Origin of the sequence: Ruegeria haliotis (assembly GCF_013377785.1) — a bacterium.
GTDB classification, from domain to species: domain Bacteria; phylum Pseudomonadota; class Alphaproteobacteria; order Rhodobacterales; family Rhodobacteraceae; genus Ruegeria; species Ruegeria haliotis.
Genome location: NZ_JABXWT010000013.1, coordinates 50,601 through 73,623 on the forward strand (window position 1 = coordinate 50,601; position 23,023 = coordinate 73,623).

The following is a 23,023-nucleotide window of genomic DNA, read 5'->3' on the forward strand; positions in this document are numbered from 1 at the left end:
CTGACCAAGTCATACGCAGCTATTTCATAAGAATAGGGTTGTTGCGCCAAGGGTCCTTGTCTAGGAGTATCACTCGAACACCGCACAAACAGGACCTACCGACAATGCGCCTGCCGAAGATTTTGGGTTTGATCATGCTGACCGCCGCTCTTTCGGCATGCGGACAGAATCGAAGCGCGACGACGTACAATCCCAACCTTGTTGGGGGCAATTCAGATGAGCGGGAGCTGAACGACCCTGAACGTTCGACCATCTGGGATGTATTCGGCCGCAGTGATGCCGAACAGACCACCAACGTGAATCGGTATTTGTGGTCGGCATCGCTGGATGTTCTCAACTTTCTGCCCGTGCAAGAGGTTGATCCGTTTACCGGCGTGATCGTAACGGGTTACGGCACCCCACCGGGCGGCGGGCGCTCGTACCGGGCCACCGTACACATCAGTGACCCGGCCCTTGCCGCGCGGTCCCTGTCTGTTGGGCTTCAATCCAGCGGAGGGGCGCCTGTCAGTGCCGCAACGACCCGCGCGGTCGAGGATGCGATCCTGTCACGGGCACGTCAGCTGCGCATTGCGGACAACAAGTTCTAGCAACCCGACGAAAATCGCAATAATACCACGCCGGGTTCCTACCCGGCGTTTTCATTCACGAAGGACCGCATGATGTCGCGTTACTCGGCCACCGAAATCGAAGCAAAATGGCAAGAGGCCTGGGGCAAGGCCGGGATTTTCACCGCCAGCCACAAAGCGGACAAGCCGAAATACTATGTGCTTGAGATGTTTCCCTACCCTTCGGGCCGAATCCATATGGGGCATGTGCGCAATTATACGATGGGCGACGTGATCGCGCGGCATAAACTGGCGACGGGGCACAACGTATTGCATCCGATGGGCTGGGACGCGTTCGGGATGCCTGCGGAAAACGCTGCGATGGCCATTGGGGGACACCCCAAAGACTGGACCTACGGCAATATCGCCGACATGCGCAGTCAGATGAAACCGCTGGGTCTGTCCATCGACTGGAGCCGTGAATTCGCCACCTGCGACCCAGAATATTACGGTCAGCAACAGGCGCTGTTTCTCGACATGCTCGAGGCCGGGCTGGTCTATCGCAAAAACGCCATCGTGAACTGGGACCCGGTCGATATGACCGTTCTAGCCAACGAACAGGTGGAACAGGGGCGCGGCTGGCGCTCGGGCGCTTTGGTCGAGCGCCGCGAGCTGACGCAGTGGTTTTTCAAAATCTCGGATTATTCCGAAGAATTGCTGGACGCACTGGACACGCTGGACAACTGGCCCGCCAAAGTGCGCCTGATGCAGGAAAACTGGATCGGTAAATCGCGCGGTCTGCAATTCTCGTTCGAGCGCACCGATGAGGGTGAGCCAATCACCGTTTATACCACGCGCCCGGATACGCTGTTGGGCGCATCGTTTGTTGGTATCTCCCCTGATCATCCGATTGCCAAGCAGCTTGAAGCAGAAAGCGCGGAGGTAGCTGAGTTTGTTGCAGAATGCCGCAAAGGCGGCACAACGGAAGAAGCCATCGAAACCGCTGAAAAGTTGGGTTATGACACAGGCATCCGGGTCAAACACCCGCTGAACCCGAATTGGGAACTGCCGGTCTGGATCGCAAACTTCATCCTGATGGATTACGGCACCGGCGCGATCTTTGCCTGCCCGGCGCATGATCAGCGTGATCTGGATTTCTGCCGTAAATACGATCTGCCGGTGGTCGATACATTCTTTGCGCTGGATGATGACACGCCGGTCGACAAAATCGCATTTGTCCCGCCGAAAACCGAAAAGGTCCGCTGGGTGAATCACTTCGCAGGCCTGGCCGAGGCTACGGGTGACGAGGCGATCAACGCCACTGTCGATTTCGCTGAAAAGGCGGGTTGGGGCGAAGGCGTCACCAAGTACCGCCTGCGCGATTGGGGTCTGTCCCGCCAGCGCTATTGGGGTTGCCCGATTCCCGTGGTGCATTGCGATGCTTGCGGTGTGGTGCCCGAGAAAAAGGAAAACCTTCCCGTTCGCCTACCCGACGATGTCACATTCGATAAACCGGGCAATCCGTTGGACCGCCATCCAACCTGGCGCGATTGCACCTGCCCCTCTTGCGGTGCACCGGCCAAGCGCGAAACCGACACGATGGATACATTCGTCGATTCGTCGTGGTATTTCGCCCGCTTCACCGCACCGCACGCCGAAACACCGACCGATCTGGCCGAGGCCGAATACTGGATGAACGTAGATCAGTATATCGGCGGCATTGAGCATGCGATTCTGCACCTGCTTTATTCTCGCTTCTTTGCGCGCGCGATGCAGATCACCGGCCACCTGCCGAGAAAGGCCATTGAGCCTTTTGATGCGCTTTTCACCCAAGGCATGGTGACGCACGAGATTTACCAGACCCGCGACGCCAATGGCCGCCCGGTCTATCACCTGCCAGAGGATGTAACCGACGGAAAATTGGCCGATGGCACCGAGGTCGAGATCATCCCCTCTGCCAAGATGTCCAAATCCAAGAAAAACGTGGTCGACCCTGTCAGCATCATCTCGGCTTTCGGCGCTGACACTGCGCGTTGGTTTGTGCTGTCCGATTCGCCACCTGAACGTGACGTGGAATGGACCGCCGCCGGGGCTGAGGCCGCCTATAAGCACCTGAATCGGGTGTGGAACCTGTGCGACAAAATCGGCGCGATGGACCCCGATGCCAAGGGCCAAGGCGATCAGGATCTGCTGCGCGAGATGCACAAAACCATCCGCGACGTGACCCTTGGCGTTGAAAGCTTTGGCTTCAACGCGGCCATTGCAAAGCTTTACGCATTCACCAACACGCTGGCGAAATCCAAGGCAGGCGCAGCTGCGCAAAAGCAAGCCATCAAGACGTTGGCTCAGCTAATGTCACCAATGGTGCCGCATCTGGCCGAGGATATCTGGGCACATCAGGGCGGCGAAGGTCTGGTTGCCACCGCGCCATGGCCAGTGGCTGACGAGGCGATGTTGGTCGATGACACCGTCACTCTGCCGATCCAGATCAACGGCAAACGCCGGGCGGAAATCAGCGTTCCGATGGATATGGACAAGGTCGAGGTTGAAAAAATCGCGCTCAGCACCGAAGCTGTGCAAAAGGCGCTGAACGGCGCCGCTCCGAAAAAAGTGATCGTAGTCCCGGGCCGAATCGTAAATGTCGTTGTTTGACCGCAGAACCCTGTTGATGCTTCCGCTGGCGCTGGCCGCCTGCGGCTTTGAACCGGTTTACGCCCCCGGCGGATCGGGATCGGAACTATTCGGAAAAGTTGCCGTCTCGGCCCCGAACACGGTTGAAAGCTATCTTCTGGTCCAGAACCTGGAACAACAGCTGGGCCGCAGCGCAAGTTCTGGCAACGACTACAATCTGGATGTGCAGGTTTCGACCGTCATCCGGGGTGCTGCGATCACGACAACAAACGAAACAAACCGCTACACCATCGATGGGCAGGCGCAATATGCGCTCAGGTCGAATGAAACCGGGCAAGTCGTGGCATCCGGGACGGTGACCGATTTCGTGGGCTACTCGGCTGCCGGATCGACCGTATCCACGCTGGCAGACGAACGTGACGCAAAAGAACGCCTGATGGTGATTCTGTCAGGCCAGATCGTGAATCGCCTCTATACCACTCCGGGTCTCGCCACATGAAGCTGAGCCCGCGCGAGGCTGAGGGGTATTTTACCAAGCCGGACGCGGACAAGACCGGACTGCTGATTTACGGTGCGGACGCAATGCGCGTTGCGCTCAAGCGTCAGCAGGTTCTGGCGGCGTTGCTCGGACCCAATGCCGAAGAGGAAATGCGCCTGACCCGAATGCCGGGCAGTGATCTGCGCGGCGATCCGGCCCGGTTGCTGGACGCGGTCAAGGCGGTTGGGTTTTTTCCGGGACCTCGGGCGGTGTTTGTCGAAGAAACAACCGAAACAGCCGCGCCCGCCATTGTTGCTGCGTTAGAAGATTGGGTCCCCGGCGACGCCCAAATCATCGTGACAGCCGGTCAACTCAAGCCAAGTTCGAAGATCCGCAAGGCGTTCGAGGCGCATCGCTCAACCTATGCGGTGGGCATTTACGACGACCCGCCTTCGCGTGCCGAAGTCGAACGTGTTCTGACGCAGGCCGGGTTGCAGAGCGTACCAAGTGAAACAATGATGGCGATCAGCGATTTGGCCGCCAACCTCAGCCCGGGTGATTTCTCCCAAACCATTGAGAAACTGTCGCTTTACAAACGAGGCGGTAGTTCTGGGTTGAGTGTCGAAGACGTCGAAACCTGTGCTCCGCGCTCGACCGAGGCGGCGCTGGACGATGTGTTGAACGTGGTCGCAGAGGGCCGCGCCGGTGAGATCGGTCCACTTATCCGACGGCTGCAGGCCCAAGGCACCAATGGCGTAACCCTTTGCATCGGGGCAACGCGGCATTTTCGGACGCTTTATGCCTGCGCCTCTGATCCGGGCGGGGCCGCGCAGGGAATCGGCAAGCTGCGCCCACCAGTCTACGGCAAACGACGCGACCGCGTTCTGCGACAGGCGCAAGGTTGGGGGGCGCCCAAACTGCAAACGGCGCTGACAGTTCTGACCGACACGGATCTGTCACTGCGGTCCGCAGGCCAAACAGCCCCCGCTATGGCCCTGGTCGAACGCGCGATGATCCGTCTGGCGATGCTGGCCCGGTCTCGTTGACCACGCGTTCTGCTTGACCCGAACCCACTCCGCTTCACACTCAACGTGATCCCGAACGACAGGAGCTTCGCATGTACAAAGTCTATGGGCGTATTCAAAGCCGCGCTTCGCGCGTGATCTGGATGTTGGAAGAGCTGGGTGTACCTTACGAATTCGTCAATGTCGGGCCGCATGATCCGCAAGTGCTGGCGCTGAACCCTTCAGGCAAGATCCCTGTACTGGTGGATGGCGATGAGGTGATTTGCGACAGCTCGGCGATCATGACTTATCTGGCTGACAAGCACGGTGCGCTCACCTATTCGGCGGGAACTGTCGAAAGAGCCGCGCAGGATTCGGTATTTTATGCCCTGCTGGACGAATTGGACGGGGTTCTGTGGGTTGCTACGCGCCATGCCTTCATACTGCCCGAGGAAAAACGCGTTCCTCAGATCGTTGAAACAGCGAAGTGGGAGTTCGACCGCAACCTTCAACGCCTGGAAAAGCGGTTCAAGGGTCCGTTTCTGCTGGGCGACAAGATGACGATCGCAGACATCTTGCTGGTGCATTGCATGAGTTGGGCAAAGGGTGCGGGGTTTCCGCTTAACTCTGATGTGCTGAATACCTATGGCAAAGAGATGCGGAACCGACCCGGCTATCAGAAACTGGCTGAACTCGCTAAAGACACTTAGAGAGCAGTATTGGTCTGTAACCAGTTAGCTGCGGATCTTCCGGCCCATCGGCCAGTGGCCAGACAGGCGGTCAACAAGTATCCGCCTGTCGGGGCTTCCCAATCCAGCATCTCTCCGGCGCAGAACACGCCCGGCAGCGATTTGAGCATAAGACCATCATCCACCGCTGTACGGGGCACTCCGCCTGCGGTCGAGATCGCCTCATCCATAGGTCGTAAACCAGCGTGGCGGACGGGCAGAGATTTTATCATTTGCGCCAACGCCTGCGGCGAATCCGGGATCGGGCGCCCGAATTCCATCAGCAAAGCTGCTCGGGTAGGGCCAAGCTTCAGCACCTTGCGCAGATGGTTGGACAGGCTGGCCTTGCCGCGCGATTTGCTCAACCGCGCCGCAATTTCGTCCTGTGTGACGTCCGGCATCAGATCAAAGGTAAGGGATGAACCTTGGCGAACCACTTTGCAGATGGTGTAAATGCCGCCTCCTTCCAGCCCACGGGCAGAGATCACCGCCTCGCCCCGCGTGCGCAATGACCCGGCCTGCAATGCGACGCCTTTGACCGGCGCTCCGAAGTGAGGTTTTATGTAGTCCGACCAATCAACCAACACTCCAGCATTGGCGGGGGCGAAAGGGGTTAGTGCAACTCCCATCCCGGCAAGAACCTCAGACCACAAGCCGTCTGACCCCAAGCGCGCCCAGCTGGCCCCGCCCATCGCAAGCACCGTAACATCGGTCGTCAGGGTCTGCGGTCCTTCCGGCGTGTCAAATTTCAACGCATTTCCATCCCACCCGATCCAGCGCCAGCGTGTTCTGATTTCGACGTCAGCCTGCCCCAATCGCGCCAACCACGCCCGCAATAACGGAGAGGCTTTCATCGCCGTTGGAAACACCCGCCCCGTAGATCCTGTGAACAACGTTTGCCCGAGACCCCGCGCCCACTCTTGAACTGCTTGGGCATCCCAGTCGGCGACCATTGGGTGCAGCCAGTCAGCAGCCTCGTCATATGACTGGATCAGGGTCTCAAACGGTTCGTCTTTTGTCAGGTTCAGACCCGATTTCCCGGCCATCAGAAACTTACGCGCGACCGAGGGTTTGGCGTCTGCCACGATGACTGAATGACCAACATTAGTGAGCTCTTCAGCGGCCATCAAACCAGCTGGCCCCGCCCCGATCACCACTGCCTGCACCATTTTCGCCCTCTTGCCTTAACCGCCCATTGGCGCAAAATTCCCAACACCACGACGAACAATGATCCGATCTGCCCGCTTTGTGACCGCCCGATCCCGGACGGATCCCGCAGCCTGCATCATCTGATCCCAAAACTCAAAGGAGGCAAGGGTGGACCCACCGTCCTATTGCACCAGATCTGCCACAAGGAGGTTCATGCCACACTGACCGAGGCAGAACTGGCGCGCAATTTCAACACTGTACCAGCCCTGCGCACCCATCCCAGACTTGAAAAATTCCTGTGCTGGGTCCGTAAACGCCCGCCCGGCTTCCGATCGAAAGTGCCCGGAAAACGGCGCGGACGCTGATCAGCCCGGCAGGACCGGATCACCAAATGCATCTCGGAGCGACCTCGTCAGGCCCTGAATCTCGATCCCCTGATAGTCCGGTACCGGGGCAAACTGCGCGTCAGCCACATGCTGAAATTCCAGCGTGGTATACGGGCGTTTCCACAACCATTCTCGGTTCTCCACCGCCCACGGATCGGGATTGGGCAGCACATCGTCCGTGAAGGCATAGAAATGCAGATCAAAGCCATAGGGGTCAACATCCTGCATCGACAACAGTGACATTCCCAACGCACGACAGAACGTGTCCTCGACAGCAATATCTCCGGTGCGCAGCGTGATCTGTCCAATTCGCGCCTGCGCAAACGGGTCTACCGGTCCAGCGGCTTGCTCAGGACGGTTACCTTCAAAATCATGCTGCAGCAATTCAATAACAAAGCCTTCAGGATCACTCAGGTGGCACATATACCCGATATCCAGAAACTGCCGTGGTGCGCTGACCTCCACCCCATGCTGTCGAAGAAAAGCCGCCGCCATATCCACGTCGGGCAGCGTGATACCGATCTTCCAGTAACGCTGCCCACGATCATGCGTGTATCCACCGCCGCCTGGCATCAACAACAGGTCTGCATCGTTCCCATCATAGCCGACCCGGCGATTCGGGCCTTCCGCGTGCACCGTCATGCCAAGGGCGTCTCGATAGAAGGCGGCCAGACGCTCGGGGTCGGCGACACGCAAGCGCAGAGCGGACATCCTCATGCACACAACTCCGCGATTCCAGCCGCAATATTTGGGTCCGCGTCCAGACTGTCGGCTACCAGATCGCGCGCCGTTTGCATCAGGATCTCGGGCTCGACGATACGATCCACCAGGCCAAAATCATATGCCTCCTGCGCCATGATCTTCTGCCCGGCCATCAGGATCAATTTGGTTCGAGCGGGTCCAATCAAGGCGGCGAGACGCTTGGGATCAGAAGGTTGCGGCAAAAAACCCAGCTTCATTACCGGGTAAAAAAACTTGGCCGACGGCACCGCAATACGAAGATCACACGCCAAAACCATACCGTTCGCGCCGCCCGCCAGTGTTCCGTTCAGGGCCGCGACCGTCAGGCATGGAAGCGCGGCGATGGCGCCGGACAGCCGCTCCCACAGATCCGACGTCGCAAGACCGGCGCGAGCCTCGTCCAGATCGGCGCCGGCGCTGAAAACTTTTCCGGCACCGGTCAGAATCAGGGCGTGCGCCTCGGTCGCGGTCTCGGCAATCCCGACAAGCTCGGCCAGCATTGCCCCGGTCAAGGCGTTCGCTTTTTCGGGATTGCTGATCGTGACAGTCCAAAGGCCATCCGATTTGGTCAGTTCAATCAAGTCAATCCGATCCTTTCGCGAATCTCGTCCTGTCTGAGGGATATTTCGGTGCCCAGAAACGCATCCGCATCCTCGGAACACATCCACAACAGCGCGCGCGCAGGCCAATCGGCCGGAATGTGATCATCCCAGTCCAGTTGGCTGACCGGATTGATACCACTGGCCTTGATGACCCGTTGCATATCGGTCGCCACCGTTCCAGGCGACAGGCCCATTGCGCGGATACCATGATGCCCCTCTTCCAGATGGAGGCATTCCGTCAGCATCTTTGCCCCTGCTTTTGAGGCACAATAGTGGCTCCAGGCTTCAACCGGGTTCGATGCCGCGCCAGAGGATATGGTCAATACGGTTCCACCGCCTGCAGCCCGCATCACCGGCAATGCCGCGCGCATGCCATAGAACACACCTTTGAGGTTGATATCGATCGCCTGACTCCAAGCTTCGGTATCCGCGTTGGACAGGTGAAAGATCGGCTCGATCACCCCGGCGTTTCCAATCAGAACGTCCAGGCTGCCAAAGTGGTCCACGCAATCCGCGACGGCCTGCTCGACTTGCGCAAAGTCACTGACATCACACGCCAGCGCGATGGCATTGTCACCCAGCGCCGCCGCCAATGCATCTATCTGATCGCGGCTGCGGGCCACCAGCGCAACATTGGCACCGGCTGCGGCAAAAACGCGCCCTGCCTCGGCACCAATCCCGCGACTGGCACCTGTTATGAGTACCGTTTTTCCCTGCATTTACCCCTCCTCCTCCGTTGGTTCAGAACTCGAGTAAACCCGTACCGTGTAAACGGGGAATTGGTCCACCCCTTGCCCCCTTGACGATACCCGCCACAAGCCCGACCATGCGCAGCAAATTTATCAAGAAGGGTTACCTTATGTCTGTTTTTTTTCGCCGCAGCTGTGGCGCAGTCTTGGCTTATGCCGTTGCCACGCAAGGGGCGTTGGCTGACCTGACCGCAAATGAAGTCTGGACCGACTGGCAGAGCTATTTCGGCGCGATGGGTTATACGATTACCGGCGACGAGAGCACTTCAGGCGACGTTACCACGATTTCCAACATGACCCTTTCGATGGAATTGCCTGAAGATGACGGGCAATTCCAGATGGTCATGCCGGAAATGACCCTGACCGAAAACGGTGATGGCACGGTAAACGTCGGACTACCCGAGAACTTTCCACTGACGGTATCCGGTCAGGCAGACGGAGAAGAATTTGCAGCCAATGTCCTTTATTCTCAGAGTCAGCTGAACATGGTCGTGTCCGGATCACCCGAAGACATGACTTATGATTACACGGCCGACAAACTGGGCATAGTTCTGGATTCGCTTGAGGTGGATGGCGAACCCTTGCCGGATGGTACTCTGGGCGTCAGCATCGAAGCCAACGATCTGGACGGCAGTTCGCGGATGCGCACTGGTGAAAACCGCAACGTTACCCAATCCTTCAATGCCGCTGACATGGCATACAACATCACTTTCAAAGATCCGGAAACGGACGAGTCCGCCCTGATCGAAGGTAAGTTGGATCAACTGGCGTTCGAAGGTGAAAACATCATTCCCAAAGACTTCGATCTGTCGGATCCGAAAGCCTTCTACGAGGCTGGTTTCGCGTTTTCGGGCAACTTCACCTACGCTGCGGGCACCACTGACATCAGCGGCGTCAGCGAAGGCGAAGAATTCTCGATGGCCAGCACGTCCGAAGGGGGACGCTTTGCCGCCAGCATCGATGCCGAACGCATCGCCTATGACCTCGAACAAAGCAGCACCAAACTGGCTGTCACGACTGCCGACCTGCCCTTTCCGATCGAAGTTGCAATGGCCAATGCCGGTTTGAAATTCGAGTTCCCGGTTCAGCAGTCGGAAGAGGTACAGCCCTTTGGCTTTGCCATGAACCTGACGGATTTCACCATGTCCGATGTCTTGTGGAGCATGTTCGACCCGGCAGGCACCTTGCCGCGTGATCCGGCGACCATTGCACTGGACACCACGGGTACTGCCAAGGTCTTGATGAACATTTTCGATCCTGAGGCCGCTGTTGCACTGGAAACATCAGAGTCCGCCCCGGGTGAGCTGCATTCGCTGAAAATCAACGAATTGCTGGTCTCGCTGGTCGGAGCCAAGCTGACGGGTGATGGCGACTTTGCGTTCGATAATGCGAACACCGAAGAATTCGACGGTCTGCCAACGCCCTCTGGTGTGGCGAACCTGCAGCTGGTTGGGGCAAACGCGCTGATCGACAAGCTGATCGGTATGGGGCTGCTGTCAGACAACGACGCCCTGGGTGCCCGGATGATGATGGGCATGATGGCCGTTCCGGGTGAAGAACCCGACACCCTGAATTCGACCATCGAATTCACAGAGGACGGCCAAATTCTGGCCAATGGCCAACGCCTCAAGTAACGATGTTTGGGGGAGGCCGCGTATCGTGGCCTTCCCTGCCTCTTGGCGCCTACCGCCGACCGATGCGCCGAAACAGAACCGAGCCGCCTGAACTGACCCGCTGATCATAGGCAAAGCCCAGATCGGACAAGGCGTCGAAACAGGCCTTGATGCCGCGCAAGCCGATCTTGCGCGTGTGCACCTCAAGATAGACTTTTTGCACGTTCACCAAATCTGCACCGTCGAACAGGACCTTTTCTCCGCCTTCAATATCGACGATCAGGGTATTGGCGTCAAACTCCCGCAACAGGGTCGAAAGGTAATGTTTGGGAACGTCGACCTCTTTGACATATTCAGGTTCGGGGTCCAGTGAAGACGACCAGAATGGCTCGCGCACATAGAAATTGGCCGTTCCCAGCGTCTGCGTATCACTCAGCGCAACAGCATTCAGAACATCGACATTGGACATGCCGTTGGCCTGATGCACACGCCCGATGAATTCGCACAAGGTTGGATTGGCCTCGATACACATGGCGTTTCGAACACCCAGCTGCGTGACCAGAAACGAGGAAATGAACCCGATCCCAGCGCCCAACTCGACCACCCGGTCCTTGGGGTCGATGAACTTCGGCAGACCGGTCACCTCGTCCTTTTCGTAACGCTCCGCAAGGATGGATCGTTTGACCTGAGGGGTGATGATCTGCGGATCATTGGGAATGCGTACACCACGCAGTGTAAAGTGATCTTGCATGTGTTGTTCCTGCCCGATTGTCGTGCCCGGTCCGAGGCTTGTCAGTAGCCACTTTGGGTTTACTACCTCAGTCTCAACGCGAACGCAGCCGGTTTTGTGTCATTTCCCGCAAACTCCCGTTTGACTGTCATTTTTGCCCGAATGGCCGCATGCACAATCCAGTCACAGGTCTTGCGGCACGGACTGTCCAAGGCTAGGTCCAATACAGTCAACCCGGAGGCCCCATGACCCGTACACCAGAAGACATCAGCCACCAATTGCTGGACGCGGCCCGCAACGCAGGCGCCGACGCAGCGGACGCCATCGTGCTCGACGGATCATCGGTCTCGGTCGAAGTACGCGGCGGCGCGCTGGAACATGCGGAACGCTCTGAAGGGGCCGATCTGGGGCTGCGGGTATTTCTGGGCAAACAACAGGCGATTGTATCAAGCTCGGACAGCCGGCCTGAAACAATCCAAACCATGGCGGAACGCGCTGTTGCCATGGCCCGTGAAGCCCCTGAAGACCCATTTACCGGGCTGGCCGAGAGCGGTCAACTGGCCCGGGACTGGGATGTGCAGGCACTGGAGCTGTTTGATCCATCCCCCGAACCTTCTGCCGACTCATTGATGCAGGACGCGCTGCGCGCCGAGGCCACAGCGCTCGCGGTGCCGGGTGTCTCGCAAGTGTCTGACGCAGCAGCAAGCTATGGCACACACCGGGTACATCTGGCGGCCACAAACGGGTTTTCCGGAGGGTATGAGCGCAGCAGCAGATCAACGTCTTGTGTTGCGATCTCGGGCGAAGGAACCGGGATGGAGCGTGACTATGATGGCGACGCCCGCACGTATCAATCCGACCTGCGCAGCCCCGAAGAAATCGGGCGGACCGCGGGTGAGCGTGCAGTGGCACAGGTCGGCGCGCGCAAGCCTGCGACGGGCAGTTTTCCTGTTATGTTCGACGAACGGATCTCGTCTTCGCTGATCGGGCATCTACTGGCGGCGGGTAATGGCGCGGCCATCGCACGCGGCGCATCATGGTTGACCGATTGTCTGGGGCAACAGGTTCTGCCCGAACATCTGTCACTGATCGAAGACCCCTATCGCCCGCGCATCTCAGGCTCGCGCCCCTTCGATGCCGAGGGTCTGCCGACCCGCCGCCGGGCAATAGTCGAGAACGGGGTTCTGACCGGTTGGACGCTGGATCTGTCCAGCGCACGCCAGCTCAAGATGCAATCGACTGGCAATGCTGCGCGCGGTGTTTCGGGGCCTCCGTCACCCAGCAACTGGAACCTGAGCCTGACACAGGGCGACCAAACTCGCGCCGACCTGCTGCGCGATATGGGCACCGGGCTGCTGGTGACATCGATGATCGGATCCACGATCAACCCCAATACGGGTGACTATTCGCGTGGCGCCTCGGGGTTCTGGGTCGAGAATGGCGAGATCACGTACCCGGTCAACGAATGCACCATCGCAGGTAATCTGCGCGATTTGCTGAAACGGATCATCCCGGCCAACGATGCGCGCCCATATTTGTCTCGCATCGTTCCGTCGTTGCTGATCGAAGGAATGACACTTGCTGGCAACTGACCTGCCCCTGCTGATCGATGCTGCCCTGGAGGCCGGTAAGATCGCCACCCGCTATTCGGGGACCGAGGCACAGCGTTGGGATAAACCCGACGGTGCAGGACCGGTGACCGAGGCGGATCTGGCCGTCAACGCGATGCTGGAACAGCGTCTGCCATCCGCGCGTCCGGGCTATGGCTGGCTGAGTGAAGAGACCGAGGATTCATCGGACCGGTTGTCCCGGGACAGCACATTCATCATCGACCCGATTGATGGCACCCGCAGCTTTGCCGAAGGCGCGCGCACATGGGCGCATTCTCTGGCCGTCGCGGACCACGGCGAAGTAACCGCAGCCGTCATCTATCTGCCCATGCGCGATCTGCTGTATGTTGCTGCCAAGGGTCAGGGGGCAATGCTGAATGGTCAACCGATCAAAGCGTCGAGGCTCTCTGGCCTGAGCGAGGCCGAGATTCTGGCGGCCAGACCGAACCTTGAGGCACACCACTGGCGTCAGGGCCAGGCCCCCGCCTTTGGCCGGGCCTATCGGCCGTCGCTGGCCTATCGCATGGCCTTGGTCGCTCAGGGGCGGTTCGATGGGATGCTGACATTGCGATCCAGTTGGGAATGGGACATCGCGGCAGGCGACCTGATCATTCGCGAGGCGGGCGGCGTTTGCTCGGACCGGACGGGGCAGCCGTTGAAGTTCAACAATGCACATCCGCAACTGAATGGCGTGATCGCTGCTGGTGCGGAAATCCACAGCCAATTGTCTGAGCAGCTGGACCCGGACGGGCCCGGGATCGGCAAATGAGCAAGCCTCGCTCTCTGAGCCTGGCAGCCTATCGGGTGTTGTCCTGGGGCGTGCCAGCCGGGACAGGTCAACCAGACCTGCCCCGCCCCGAGGGCGAGCTGTTGTGGATTCACATCGCAACACCTGACCGCCTGCGTGCTGTAAGTGATTTCTGTCGTCGGGTGCAGCAAATCCGTCCCGGGCTCTCAGTATTGCTGACCGCGCCGCCCAATGCCGATCTGACCCAATGGGCGACCAGCACCTTTCCGATGATCAATCTTCCGGCGGAACAGACCGGGGCCGCGCGCGGATTTCTGGATCACTGGCGCCCGAATATGGGACTTTGGGTCGGCGGTGGTCTAATGCCCAACGTCATCACGCGCGCCGAAGAACGTGGTATTCCCATGATCCTGATCGAGGCACAGCTGGACGTCACCGCCGGCCGGGGTGCGCGCTGGCTGCCCGACATCACCAGATACACGTTCGATTGCTTTCGCACGATCCTTGCAACCACTTCGGAAACTGCCCGCCAGATCAGACGCCTTGGCATCCCGTCAGCAAAGGTCTCCGAAGCACCACCCCTGCAAATCAGCCCCAATCCCAGCCCCTGGCCCGAAGATGAATTGATCGAAACCAATCACACGCTCGTCGGGCGACCCGTCTGGCTGGCGGCTTGGGTTCAGGACAAGGAATTCATCTCAATTCTCAGCGCGCACCGGCAAGCCCTGAGGATGCTGCCCCGGCTGGCTCTGGTGCTACATGTTGCTGACATGAACGAAGCGCGGCCCCTGCACCGGAGACTCGAGTCGATGGATCTTCGGTGTGCCAACTGGGACTCGGGCGGATTGATCGAAGACACCACACAAGTGATCCTGTCCTCCGATCCCGAGGATTTAGGCCTGTGGTACCGCATTTCAGCAGTTACTTTCATGGGGAGCTCGCTTGAACGTGGCGCAGGCGGGCAAGATCCGTTGGAGTCGATCGCGCTCGGCTCGGCCATCATTCATGGTCCTTTTGTGCATCGTCATCGGGACCTGTATGATCGCCTGAAACAGGCTGACGCAGCGCGCACGGTCAAAACGGCAACCGAACTGGGCGATGCCGTCGTAGAGCTTTTAGCCCCGGATCGGTCGGCAGATATGGCGCTGGCGGGATGGCGGATGATCACCGAGGGCGCGCCTCAGGCTGACCAACTGATCGATATGGTACAGGAAACGCTGGACCAGCGGAGTGCAGATGATGCGAGCACCTGAGTTTTGGAATACAGCCCCTGACCAGTTGGATCTGCGGGCGCGATTGCTGGCCCCGTTGGGGCAGATCTACGCCTCGGCCACCGCGCGCCGGGTGGCATCAACGACAGGCGTCAAACCTGATGTTCCAGTGATCTGTATCGGCAATCTGAATGCAGGTGGAACCGGCAAAACCCCAACTGTAATCTGGACCGTGGAACAGCTCCGCAATGCCTGGCACGAACCACATGTCGTCACGCGCGGCCATGGCGGATCATTGGACGGGCCTGTTCGCGTCGACCCGGCCAAACACACCGCCGCGCAGGTGGGGGACGAGCCGCTGTTGCTGGCGATGTTTGCCGATGTCTGGGTCGCCAAAGACCGTGCCGCCGGAGCACAAGCCGCAGTCGCCGAAGGGGCGACAGTGATCGTTCTGGATGACGGGTTTCAGAACCCCGCAGTCGCCAAGGATTTTTCCATCATCGTGGTGGATGCCAACCGTGGGTTCGGAAACGGGTTGTGCTTGCCCGCAGGCCCACTACGCGAACCCGTCGATGTGGGCATGCAACGCGCCGACTTGGTTCTGTCGCTGGGCGATGCGTCGGCTCAGGCGCAATTTGCCGATTGTTGGGGTGCAAAGCTTGGGGGCCCGCATGCCACCGGGACGGTCGCAGCCTTGCAAACGGGCATGGACTGGACTGGCACTAAGGTCCTTGCTTTTGCAGGTATCGGGCATCCGGAAAAATTCTTCCGCACTCTCCGCCAACAAGGGGCAGAGCTTGTACGCGCTGAGGCGTTGGACGATCACCAGCCATTGACGCAGGCATTGATGACCCGTCTTGAGAACGAAGCGCAGCTGCTGGGTGCGCAGATGGTAACCACCGAGAAGGACGCCGTGCGCCTGCCGCCAACCTTTCGCAGCAAGGTGATTACTTTACCAGTTCGTCTTCAGGTGGCTGATGCCGAAAAGGTCAAGGATATGCTGCTGAAAGTCGCGCCTTCGCCCTGAAGGTACTGGCCGACCCCGCACAGGATCGGCCAGAAACAGCTTTAGCTGCCCAGTTCGTCTTCGATCAGCTTTTTGAAGTCTTCGTAAGACTGGTTGTCGACTTTTTCCCCATTCACGATGAACGACGGGGTCGCCTCGATGCCGTCACGCTCGGCGTTTTCCTGATACCAGGCAACCAGTGTCTGCGCACGGGTGCCATCCTGCAGGCAGGCTTCAAGCTGATCGTTCTCGATCCCGGCCAGACGCCCGATTTTACGCAACTCATCCACGATCTCGTTCGGACCACCAGCGCGGCTCCATTCCGACTGACCCTGGTAGATCAGATCAGTGATACCAAAGAACTTCTCGGGACCCGCACAGCGCGCCACCATCGAGGCCCACAGGCCATAGCGGTCAAAGTAAACCTCGCGGTAGGTGAACTTGACTTTACCAGTGTCGATAAAGTCCTTCTTGAGTTGTTTATACGCCCCAGTATGGAAATTGGCACAGTGCGGGCAGGTATAGGATGCGTATTCGATGATCTCGACCGGAGCATCCTCGGCGCCCTGAACCATATCGACCACGGTCGACGTATCCAGATCAGCCTCCTGCGCCTCGGCACTGCCGATCAGCGAATAGGCGGGGGTGGAGTTTGACAGCGACAGCCAATAGCCGCCAGCGGCTACGGCGACAGCCGCACAAATTACGGTTGCAATACGGCTCATTACTTGGCCCTTTCTCAGCGTTTATGCTTGGATAAAACGTTGCGGCCCAGACGTTCAAGGGCTGCGCGCAAATCACCGTCGTGAACGTCGCGCGACACATTGTCAGCCTCGGCTGCTATTTCGGGTGCTATTTCGGGTTTCGCTTGTTTCGGTTTGTGATCGAAACTGGCCTGCCCCTCGGCAAATCCTGTCGGAGCGGTCTGGGTGATCCGAATACGGCTGATGGCGTTATAGCCATAGACCGCGTTAACCTTGCCGCGCAGCTGTTCCTTTTGCATCTCCAGCATTGGTGCTTGCGGGCCGGTGGTCAGAACAGTCAGCGTTGCGCCAATCCCACCCTTGCCATAGCCCACGTTTACCGGGCGCGCGACTGCAGCGGTATCCTGTCCGACAATCTCGGCCCAATGGGTCAGCAGGCGTGAAACGGCAAAACCTCGGCTTTCTCCGGCGCGCCGAATCTTATCGTTCAGCAAGGTTGCTGTGCGTTTGAACCCGCGGGTGGATGAACGTCTGCGCTGCATCTGGTTTCCAACTCCTGCGCCGCTATTGTAATGGGCATGAAGACAGGCGCCAGCGAAACCCGACAGGGAGATAGATAAAACTTGCGTGACACCGGTGAACTTGACATGAGCTCTGCCCTGCTCGGGTGGTATGACCGCAACGCCCGCGAGATGCCGTGGCGGGTTGGCCCGGCTGATCGCGCTGCGGGGGTGCGGCCTGACCCTTATCGTATCTGGCTGTCCGAAGTCATGTTGCAGCAGACCACTGTTGCAGCCGTGCGCGACTATTTCGTCCGGTTCACAACGCGCTGGCCAGACGTTACCGCTCTGGCTGCCGCACCGGATGATCAGGTCATGGGAGAATGGGCTGGGTTGGGCTATTACGCGCGCGCCCGAAATCTGTTGAAATGCGCCCGAGTCGTTACCGATGAGCATGAGGGGCGCTTCCCCGATACCTATGACGCACTTCTCAAACTACCGGGGATCGGCCCTTATACGGCTGCTGCGATCTCAGCCATTGCTTTTGACCAACCCGAAACGGTTCTGGATGGCAATGTCGAACGGGTGATGGCGCGACTTCACGACATTCATGACCCGCTGCCCGGATCGAAACCTGTTTTGAAAGAAAAGGCCGCAGGGTTCACACCGGACCACCGCCCCGGAGACTATGCGCAGGCTGTCATGGATTTGGGAGCCACCGTTTGCACGCCCAAATCCCCGGCCTGTGGCATCTGCCCCCTGTGCGACCCCTGTCAGGCTCGGGCAGCTGGAACACAGGCAGATTTGCCGCGCAAGACGCCCAAAAAACCCAAACCGACCCGGTTTGGTCACATCTACATCGCTCAACGCCGGGATGGTGCCATGTTGTTGGAACGCCGACCAGACAAAGGCCTACTGGGCGGCATGTTAGGTTGGCCAGGGTCCGGCTGGTGCGAAGACCCGACCGAGGCCCCTCCATTTCAAGCCAAATGGCGTATCTTGCCCGGAGAAGTACGACACACCTTCACTCATTTCCATCTGGTGTTGCGAATCTGGACGACCGAACTGCCGGAACAAACGGCACCAGATGGCTTAAAAATACTGGACAAACACGCCTTCAATCCTAGCGATCTGCCCACTGTGATGCGCAAGGCCTATGACCTCTGGCGGGGACAATAAGTCCGCTGTGCAATCGCTTTGGACAAAGCTAATCTGCGCGCATCTGCTCGGAGCACCAAGATGATCGCATCAGACACAGTATCCCGTTGGCAATCGGCCTTGCCCTTCTGGGTTTCGATCCTGTTGATTCCGTTGATCTGGACCACCGCTGTCACCGGTGGTTGGTGGGTACTGCTGGTGCCACTATCGACCTGGTGGGCCTTTGCGATCCTGGATCGCTTCACTGGTTTGAACCTGCAGAATGCGGACCCGAACACCCCCGATGACAGGCTGAAATGGTACATCCTGCTGACCAGATTATGGGCGCCGATACAGTTCGCAACGCTTTACGGCCTGATCTGGTATGCGACCCATTTCGATAATCTCTCGACACCGGGTAAAATCGGACTGTTCTTTGGAATGGGAGTGATATCCGGCACGATCGGCATCAATTACAGCCACGAGCTGATGCACCAAAAGGGCCGTTTCGAACGCTGGCTGGGCGATATCCTTTTGGCGATGGTCTTATATTCGCATTTCCGGTCTGAACATCTGTTGGTGCATCACCGCTATGTCGGCACACCACGAGACCCAGTAACAGCGCGTTACAACGAGGGCTTTCACAGGTTTTACCCCCGCGTTCTACGGCAAAGCCTGATCTCGGCATTCCGGGCTGAACGGGACAAACTGGCCCGAAAGGATCGTCCTTGGACTGATCGCGCGAACCCGTTCTGGCGCTACTGGGGTCTACAGGGCGCAATGTTGTTGTTGGCGCTGCTGATAGGCGGCTGGACCGGGTTAGGGTTGTTCCTGTTGCAGGCTGGTGTCGCGATCTGGCAACTGGAACTGGTCAATTATGTCGAACATTACGGCCTGACCCGCAAACATATAGGGCAAGGGAAATACGAGCATGTCCTGCCGCGCCATTCGTGGAACGCGTCGCACAAGGCGTCAAACTGGTTGCTGATCAACCTGCAACGCCATTCTGATCATCACTACAAGCCAAACCGCCGCTTTCCTCTGCTGCAACATCATGCTCAGGACTCGGCGCCGCAACTGCCCCATGGCTATCCGGTCATGACTTTGGCTGCAATGTTCCCCCCCCTGTGGCGGCGGGTCATGAATCCGCGAGTTCGGGCTTGGCGGCGTCAGTACTACCCCGAAATCACGGACTGGCATCCTTACAACAAGGCGCTGAACCCCAAGCCTGATGCGTGACCGCAGCGCGCATCCGCGCGCTGCCCGGCCCAACGCGAAGCATCACATCTGTTGATGCGGTGCTGACCGGCGGGAGCCTTGGTTTTCAGGTCGTCCACACATCCATCGGGCTTTCGACACCACGCACAGTCTGAGCGGCGCGTTGGGCGAACCCTTCCGTCAAATCCCGTTCCTCTGGCACTTCCGTCAGCGCTTGCGCCCGTAACACATCGCTGATCACAACACGCACGCCAAAATCACGCGTCATCGCCTCAAGCTTGGCGGCGACATTCACCGCGTCACCGATCACGGCAAATTCCAGTCGATTGGCGCCAATATCACCCAAAACCACCGACCCATAGTGGACACCGATGCCCACATTAATCTCAGGCTCACGAGCCCGGCGACGTTCAAGGTTCCAGCGTTCGATTACCTCCACCATCGACCGCGCACAGGACAGCGCATTTGACGCGTCCAAGGGCGTCGGGACCGGAGTGCCAAAAGTCGCCATCAACCCATCGCCCAAATACTTGTCCAGCGTGCCATGGTGACGGAACACTTCGGTTTCCATGCGGGCATGAAACCCGCGCAAAACCTCGATCACGTCGTACGGATCGCGCCCTGCCGCAAACTTTGTGAAACCCACAATGTCGATGAACAAAACGGCGACGTTCTCTTTGCGCACCTGTTTCAGCGGCTCGTCATTCTGGCTGAGTTCCTCGACCACATTGGGCGAGAAATACCGCGAAAGATTTGCCCGTTCTCTTTCCAACCCAGCGTTTGTCATCAACAAACGATTCAGCCGTCGCATTGAAACACCCAAGGTCACTGCGACCATCACGAATACGATGACCTGTTGGATGCGTTGCGGCACCATAAAGCTGTTGGGGTCCAGCAATTCCGCAATGTCCGGATATCCTTGCAGTGCTTCGGCAACCTGTTTGCTGATACCCGGTATCGGGGCCGCCACCCACCATGCGATAATCCATCCGGCAGTCCACATCATTGCCGTCCACGATCCGATCGCAATCACCGTTCGCCAGGAATACGCAAGTGTCCCTGCGGCCAGAATGATGAAGAAATACTGGAAGTTGTCGAACCGGTACTGCATCGCCAAAGGCCGCACATCGTCACTGAACGGATTGGGCACAATCATCCCCGACGTCATGATCAGAAGATCCACAAAAATGAGGAGTAGCTCCAAACGTGACTGCCCCACCTGACCGGCGCGGCGGATCAGCCAGCCATTTGCGCAAATCAGCAGCAGGATAAAGTGATACCACAAAACATCCCACTGGGGGTTCAGAAAGATCAGCAAAACCCCGGTCAGCGCCATCGCGATCCAACGCGCGCGCACGGCCAGTTCCAAGCCCTCGCGCTTGTGCCGCTCTAACGCCGCTTCGGTGTATTTATTCTCGACGTCATACTTGTCGGGTTGAGTAACAATGAACCTGTCAAAACGGGATTCGCTTGCTGTGGCATCTGACATCGCTGATGCTCCCTCGTTGCAGTGCCGTACGGGATTCGCCCCACATCCAAACATCCCAAGCGGGAAAACAAAAGGCCCCGCCGAGATCGGCGGGGCAAGGCGTAGTGCCTTGTGTCAGGCCACAGGCACCGGCGGTATTCTGTAAATCAGTTATGCATCTCTGCGCGGATCTGCTGGCGCAGGATATCGATCGGCACTGTCTTGCCATCCCGCTTGAAGCACCAATAGGTCCAGCCGTTGCATGACGGCGCATTTTCCAGATGCGCCCCAACCTGATGGATCGAGCCTTTGACGTTGTCACCCACCAACGTACCATCGGCGCGCACCTTAGCCTTGTGACGCTGATTCATGGAATACAGTTCCTCGCCCGGCCGCAACATGCCGCGTTCAACCAGCTGGCCAAACGGAACGCGCGGTTCAGCGCGTTTGCTGGCGCTGACCTCCAACGCCTCGCGGTCGAATTTGCGGACCTTGGAAATCCGCTTTTCAGCGACCTTGCGATAGCTTTCTTCGCGCTCGATCCCGATGAACTCACGGCCCAGCATCTTGGCGACGGCGCCCGTCGTGCCGGTCCCGAAAAACGGGTCCAGAATCACGTCGCCCGGATTGGTCGATCCAATCAGAACACGGTGAAGCAAAGATTCGGGTTTCTGCGTCGGATGCGCTTTGTCGCCGTTTTCATCTTTGAGGCGCTCATGCCCCGTGCAGATCGGCAGCACCCAGTCGCTGCGCATCTGGATACCTTCGTTCAACGCCTTCAGCGCCTCATAGTTAAACGTGTATTTGCCGCCCTCGGATTTCGAGGCCCAGATCATCGTTTCATGCGCGTTGGTGAATCGCTTGCCACGGAAATTCGGCATCGGGTTCGACTTGCGCCAAACCACATCATTCAGAATCCAATAACCTGCGTCCTGCAGCGCCGAACCAACCCGGAAAATGTTGTGGTAAGACCCGATCACCCAGATCGCCCCGTTGGGCTTCAGCAGACGGTGCGCAGCTTTCAGCCACGCGCGCGTGAACTGGTCATAAACGCCAAAGCTGGAAAACTGATCCCAGTGGTCATCAACCGCGTCCACCTGGCTGTTATCCGGGCGGTGCAACTGGCCCTTCAACTGAAGGTTATAGGGCGGATCCGCAAAAATCAGGTCCACTGACGCCTCGGGTAGACTGTTCATCACCTCGATGCAGTCGCCGGATAGAATCGTGTTTAAAGGGAGCGCTGTTGCGCCCTTTGTCTTTGTCGTTGTCATTTTACTGCCTCAAAATCCACGGCGCTTTTGCGCTCATTTGGTTGAGACTAGGATGAGTCAAAGACGATTCGCCGTCAATTTCTTTTTTGAATCAGCAACTTACGATTTACTCTTGATACAACATGTTGTGGACGGGTTTGAACGAACGCCTATGATGTGGGGTCACACCCAGATTTTGCAGCGCTTCCCTGTGTTGTTTTGACGGATAGCCGGCATTGGTTTCCCACCCATAGCCGGGATGCTGTTGCGCCAAATCCACCATCAGCTGATCGCGCCAATTTTTGGCAAGGATCGACGCAGCCGCAATGGACACAGATCGGGCATCTCCTTTGATCACAGCCTCGGATGGGATCGTCAGGCCACGCGGGATCATATTTCCGTCGATCAGCAGAAAATCAGGGGCCGGGTTCAACGCAGCCACCGCCCGCTCCATGGCCAGATGTGATGCCCGCAAAATGTTGATCTCGTCAATTTCGGCGACCGAGGCCTCTGCAATGGCAAACTCCGCCCGCTCGCGCACCGCGATATCCAAGGCCATCCGGCGCTTAGCAGTCAGCTTTTTGGAATCGTTCAGTCCGGTGGGAATATCCTGCGGGTCAAGGACAACGGCGGCGGCCACAACCGGCCCTGCCAGTGGACCACGCCCGACCTCGTCCACACCGGCGATACGGACGTGACCTTGCGCGTGCAGCGCCTGTTCAAGTTCAAAATTTGGCAATGTCATACAAACGGCAAACCGTGTTTCCGTTCGCATCGCAAGAAAAAAGAGAGGGCAACTTGTGCTGCCCTCTCTC

At 58.4% G+C, this 23,023-nt stretch carries 23 protein-coding genes; 13 read left to right on the forward strand and 10 right to left on the reverse strand.

Going from position 1 to position 23,023, the window contains the following annotated elements:
- Positions 1-104: 104 nt before the first annotated feature.
- From HW561_RS17695 to HW561_RS17715, 5 genes are all read left to right on the forward strand, one after another.
- Positions 105-587 (forward strand): DUF3576 domain-containing protein, encoded by a 483-nt coding sequence (locus HW561_RS17695; RefSeq protein WP_176866697.1) that lies wholly within the window; start codon positions 105-107, stop codon positions 585-587.
- Between the two features lie 72 nt (positions 588-659).
- Positions 660-3,197, forward strand: a complete 2,538-nt coding sequence (gene leuS, locus HW561_RS17700) for a leucine--tRNA ligase (RefSeq protein ID WP_176866698.1) — start codon at positions 660-662, stop codon at positions 3,195-3,197.
- On the forward strand, positions 3,184-3,675 hold the full coding sequence (lptE, locus tag HW561_RS17705; RefSeq protein ID WP_176866699.1) for an LPS assembly lipoprotein LptE: 492 nt from the start codon (positions 3,184-3,186) through the stop codon (positions 3,673-3,675). The genes leuS and lptE overlap by 14 nt, the downstream gene beginning before the upstream one ends.
- Positions 3,672-4,700 carry a DNA polymerase III subunit delta gene (gene holA / locus HW561_RS17710; protein ID WP_176866700.1) on the forward strand — a complete coding sequence of 343 codons (1,029 nt, stop codon included), beginning with the start codon at positions 3,672-3,674 and terminating at the stop codon, positions 4,698-4,700. Before lptE ends, holA begins: the two co-directional genes overlap by 4 nt.
- A gap of 71 nt (positions 4,701-4,771) precedes the next feature.
- Positions 4,772-5,368, forward strand: a complete 597-nt coding sequence (locus HW561_RS17715) for a glutathione S-transferase family protein (RefSeq protein WP_176866701.1) — start codon at positions 4,772-4,774, stop codon at positions 5,366-5,368.
- Here the strand turns inward: HW561_RS17715 and HW561_RS17720 are convergent.
- On the reverse strand, positions 5,365-6,513 hold the full coding sequence (locus HW561_RS17720; RefSeq protein WP_235962969.1) for a TIGR03862 family flavoprotein: 1,149 nt from the start codon (positions 6,511-6,513) through the stop codon (positions 5,365-5,367). The two genes, HW561_RS17715 and HW561_RS17720, sit on opposite strands and share 4 nt — an antisense overlap.
- Positions 6,514-6,591: 78 nt before the next feature.
- On the opposite strand from HW561_RS17720, the gene HW561_RS17725 reads away from it, so the two are divergent.
- Positions 6,592-6,900 (forward strand): HNH endonuclease, encoded by a 309-nt coding sequence (locus HW561_RS17725; protein ID WP_176866772.1) that lies wholly within the window; start codon positions 6,592-6,594, stop codon positions 6,898-6,900.
- Here the strand turns inward: HW561_RS17725 and HW561_RS17730 are convergent, their stop codons facing one another.
- The 3 genes from HW561_RS17730 to HW561_RS17740 are packed head-to-tail and all read right to left on the reverse strand — an operon-like array spanning position 6,901 to position 8,983.
- Positions 6,901-7,638: a VOC family protein gene (locus tag HW561_RS17730; RefSeq protein ID WP_176866703.1), complete on the reverse strand. Its 738-nt coding sequence runs from the start codon at positions 7,636-7,638 to the stop codon at positions 6,901-6,903.
- Positions 7,635-8,243 carry an enoyl-CoA hydratase/isomerase family protein gene (locus HW561_RS17735; protein ID WP_176866704.1) on the reverse strand — a complete coding sequence of 203 codons (609 nt, stop codon included), beginning with the start codon at positions 8,241-8,243 and terminating at the stop codon, positions 7,635-7,637. The genes HW561_RS17730 and HW561_RS17735 overlap by 4 nt, the downstream gene beginning before the upstream one ends.
- Entirely contained in the window at positions 8,240-8,983 is a 744-nt protein-coding gene (locus HW561_RS17740) for an SDR family oxidoreductase (protein WP_176866705.1), read from the reverse strand. The genes HW561_RS17735 and HW561_RS17740 overlap by 4 nt, the downstream gene beginning before the upstream one ends.
- Positions 8,984-9,123: 140 nt before the next feature.
- On the opposite strand from HW561_RS17740, the gene HW561_RS17745 reads away from it, so the two are divergent.
- On the forward strand, positions 9,124-10,647 hold the full coding sequence (locus HW561_RS17745) for a DUF2125 domain-containing protein (protein ID WP_176866706.1): 1,524 nt from the start codon (positions 9,124-9,126) through the stop codon (positions 10,645-10,647).
- Between the two features lie 49 nt (positions 10,648-10,696).
- Here the strand turns inward: HW561_RS17745 and HW561_RS17750 are convergent, their stop codons facing one another.
- The gene (locus HW561_RS17750; RefSeq protein WP_176866707.1) at positions 10,697-11,377 is read right to left on the reverse strand and encodes an FkbM family methyltransferase; all 681 of its coding nucleotides are present in this window, start codon (positions 11,375-11,377) and stop codon (positions 10,697-10,699) included.
- A gap of 224 nt (positions 11,378-11,601) precedes the next feature.
- On the opposite strand from HW561_RS17750, the gene HW561_RS17755 reads away from it, so the two are divergent.
- Genes HW561_RS17755 through lpxK form a run of 4 tightly spaced genes read left to right on the forward strand, consistent with a single transcriptional unit; the run spans position 11,602 to position 15,952 of the window.
- Positions 11,602-12,948, forward strand: coding sequence for a TldD/PmbA family protein (locus HW561_RS17755; RefSeq protein ID WP_176866708.1), 1,347 nt, complete (start codon positions 11,602-11,604; stop codon positions 12,946-12,948).
- Positions 12,935-13,735: an inositol monophosphatase family protein gene (locus HW561_RS17760; protein WP_176866709.1), complete on the forward strand. Its 801-nt coding sequence runs from the start codon at positions 12,935-12,937 to the stop codon at positions 13,733-13,735. The genes HW561_RS17755 and HW561_RS17760 overlap by 14 nt, the downstream gene beginning before the upstream one ends.
- Positions 13,732-14,967: a 3-deoxy-D-manno-octulosonic acid transferase gene (locus HW561_RS17765; protein ID WP_176866710.1), complete on the forward strand. Its 1,236-nt coding sequence runs from the start codon at positions 13,732-13,734 to the stop codon at positions 14,965-14,967. The genes HW561_RS17760 and HW561_RS17765 overlap by 4 nt, the downstream gene beginning before the upstream one ends.
- The gene (lpxK, locus tag HW561_RS17770) at positions 14,954-15,952 is read left to right on the forward strand and encodes a tetraacyldisaccharide 4'-kinase (RefSeq protein ID WP_176866773.1); all 999 of its coding nucleotides are present in this window, start codon (positions 14,954-14,956) and stop codon (positions 15,950-15,952) included. The genes HW561_RS17765 and lpxK overlap by 14 nt, the downstream gene beginning before the upstream one ends.
- 41 nt (positions 15,953-15,993) lie before the next feature.
- Here lpxK and HW561_RS17775 read toward each other — a convergent pair whose 3' ends face one another.
- On the reverse strand, positions 15,994-16,656 hold the full coding sequence (locus HW561_RS17775) for a DsbA family protein (protein ID WP_176866711.1): 663 nt from the start codon (positions 16,654-16,656) through the stop codon (positions 15,994-15,996).
- 14 nt (positions 16,657-16,670) lie between these two features.
- Positions 16,671-17,177 carry a DUF721 domain-containing protein gene (locus HW561_RS17780; protein WP_176866712.1) on the reverse strand — a complete coding sequence of 169 codons (507 nt, stop codon included), beginning with the start codon at positions 17,175-17,177 and terminating at the stop codon, positions 16,671-16,673.
- 105 nt (positions 17,178-17,282) lie between these two features.
- On the opposite strand from HW561_RS17780, the gene mutY reads away from it, so the two are divergent.
- Positions 17,283-18,314 carry an A/G-specific adenine glycosylase gene (mutY, locus tag HW561_RS17785; RefSeq protein ID WP_176866713.1) on the forward strand — a complete coding sequence of 344 codons (1,032 nt, stop codon included), beginning with the start codon at positions 17,283-17,285 and terminating at the stop codon, positions 18,312-18,314.
- A 60-nt stretch (positions 18,315-18,374) separates the two neighbouring features.
- The gene (locus HW561_RS17790; protein WP_176866714.1) at positions 18,375-19,511 is read left to right on the forward strand and encodes an alkane 1-monooxygenase; all 1,137 of its coding nucleotides are present in this window, start codon (positions 18,375-18,377) and stop codon (positions 19,509-19,511) included.
- Between the two features lie 85 nt (positions 19,512-19,596).
- On the opposite strand, the gene HW561_RS17795 is transcribed toward HW561_RS17790, so the two are convergent.
- From HW561_RS17795 to HW561_RS17805, 3 genes are all read right to left on the reverse strand, one after another.
- A complete protein-coding gene (locus HW561_RS17795; protein WP_176866715.1) occupies positions 19,597-20,979 on the reverse strand; it encodes an adenylate/guanylate cyclase domain-containing protein in 1,383 nt (460 codons plus the stop codon).
- A 146-nt stretch (positions 20,980-21,125) separates the two neighbouring features.
- Positions 21,126-22,229, reverse strand: a complete 1,104-nt coding sequence (locus HW561_RS17800; RefSeq protein ID WP_176866716.1) for a site-specific DNA-methyltransferase — start codon at positions 22,227-22,229, stop codon at positions 21,126-21,128.
- 106 nt (positions 22,230-22,335) lie between these two features.
- Positions 22,336-22,953: a ribonuclease HII gene (locus HW561_RS17805; RefSeq protein ID WP_176866717.1), complete on the reverse strand. Its 618-nt coding sequence runs from the start codon at positions 22,951-22,953 to the stop codon at positions 22,336-22,338.
- Positions 22,954-23,023 lie beyond the last annotated feature (70 nt).

Excerpts from the sequence above, each read along its gene's own strand:
- HW561_RS17695 (WP_176866697.1), top strand. The coding sequence starts at position 105 with ATGCGCCTGCCGAAGATTTTGGGTTTGATCATGCTGACCGCCGCTCTT.
- leuS (WP_176866698.1), top strand. The coding sequence starts at position 660 with ATGTCGCGTTACTCGGCCACCGAAATCGAAGCAAAATGGCAAGAGGCC.
- lptE (WP_176866699.1), top strand. The coding sequence starts at position 3,184 with ATGTCGTTGTTTGACCGCAGAACCCTGTTGATGCTTCCGCTGGCGCTG.
- holA (WP_176866700.1), top strand. The coding sequence starts at position 3,672 with ATGAAGCTGAGCCCGCGCGAGGCTGAGGGGTATTTTACCAAGCCGGAC.
- HW561_RS17715 (WP_176866701.1), top strand. The coding sequence starts at position 4,772 with ATGTACAAAGTCTATGGGCGTATTCAAAGCCGCGCTTCGCGCGTGATC.
- HW561_RS17720 (WP_235962969.1), bottom strand. The coding sequence starts at position 6,513 with ATGGCCGCTGAAGAGCTCACTAATGTTGGTCATTCAGTCATCGTGGCA.
- HW561_RS17730 (WP_176866703.1), bottom strand. The coding sequence starts at position 7,638 with ATGAGGATGTCCGCTCTGCGCTTGCGTGTCGCCGACCCCGAGCGTCTG.
- HW561_RS17740 (WP_176866705.1), bottom strand. The coding sequence starts at position 8,983 with ATGCAGGGAAAAACGGTACTCATAACAGGTGCCAGTCGCGGGATTGGT.
- HW561_RS17745 (WP_176866706.1), top strand. The coding sequence starts at position 9,124 with ATGTCTGTTTTTTTTCGCCGCAGCTGTGGCGCAGTCTTGGCTTATGCC.
- HW561_RS17750 (WP_176866707.1), bottom strand. The coding sequence starts at position 11,377 with ATGCAAGATCACTTTACACTGCGTGGTGTACGCATTCCCAATGATCCG.
- HW561_RS17755 (WP_176866708.1), top strand. The coding sequence starts at position 11,602 with ATGACCCGTACACCAGAAGACATCAGCCACCAATTGCTGGACGCGGCC.
- HW561_RS17765 (WP_176866710.1), top strand. The coding sequence starts at position 13,732 with ATGAGCAAGCCTCGCTCTCTGAGCCTGGCAGCCTATCGGGTGTTGTCC.
- lpxK (WP_176866773.1), top strand. The coding sequence starts at position 14,954 with ATGCGAGCACCTGAGTTTTGGAATACAGCCCCTGACCAGTTGGATCTG.
- HW561_RS17775 (WP_176866711.1), bottom strand. The coding sequence starts at position 16,656 with ATGAGCCGTATTGCAACCGTAATTTGTGCGGCTGTCGCCGTAGCCGCT.
- HW561_RS17780 (WP_176866712.1), bottom strand. The coding sequence starts at position 17,177 with ATGCAGCGCAGACGTTCATCCACCCGCGGGTTCAAACGCACAGCAACC.
- mutY (WP_176866713.1), top strand. The coding sequence starts at position 17,283 with ATGAGCTCTGCCCTGCTCGGGTGGTATGACCGCAACGCCCGCGAGATG.
- HW561_RS17790 (WP_176866714.1), top strand. The coding sequence starts at position 18,375 with ATGATCGCATCAGACACAGTATCCCGTTGGCAATCGGCCTTGCCCTTC.
- HW561_RS17795 (WP_176866715.1), bottom strand. The coding sequence starts at position 20,979 with ATGTCAGATGCCACAGCAAGCGAATCCCGTTTTGACAGGTTCATTGTT.
- HW561_RS17800 (WP_176866716.1), bottom strand. The coding sequence starts at position 22,229 with ATGACAACGACAAAGACAAAGGGCGCAACAGCGCTCCCTTTAAACACG.
- HW561_RS17805 (WP_176866717.1), bottom strand. The coding sequence starts at position 22,953 with ATGACATTGCCAAATTTTGAACTTGAACAGGCGCTGCACGCGCAAGGT.